The organism is Stenotrophomonas sp. YIM B06876 (assembly GCF_030711595.1).
Lineage (GTDB): Bacteria > Pseudomonadota > Gammaproteobacteria > Xanthomonadales > Xanthomonadaceae > Stenotrophomonas.
The window spans coordinates 1-377 of sequence record NZ_JAUJUJ010000626.1; the positions used below are offsets into that span (position 1 = coordinate 1).

A 377-nucleotide genomic window follows, 5' to 3' on the forward strand; every position below is an offset into this window, starting at 1 on the left:
CCGGTGGCCGTGCTCAATTCGCCGGCGGCCACGCTTTCGGTGCCGACCGCGGTCGCATATTCGCCCAGCGCCTGCGCATTGGCGCCCAGCGCCGCGGCATTGCCCGCACTGGCCAGCGCATTGAAACCGATCGCGGTGGCGTTTTCAGCCAGCGCAAACGCACCGCTGCCGAACGCCGAGGCGCCCTGCGCCAGCGCCGCGCTGGACGCGCCCACCGCGGTGGCATCGTCCCCTTCGGCCAGCGCATCGGAACCGGCGGCCAGGCTGTCTTCGCCGAGTACCGTGGCTTCACCGTCACCGGTCGCCTTGAAATAGCGCGCGGTGTTGACCGAATCGAAGGTGGCGGCATTCAACTGCGCCACGTTCACCGCATCGGT

General features: G+C 69.5%; 1 pseudogene. It reads right to left on the reverse strand.

Annotated elements, in window-relative coordinates:
* Positions 1 to 377 (reverse strand): annotated as a pseudogene (locus QZH66_RS18770) (hypothetical protein); the annotation flags it as partial.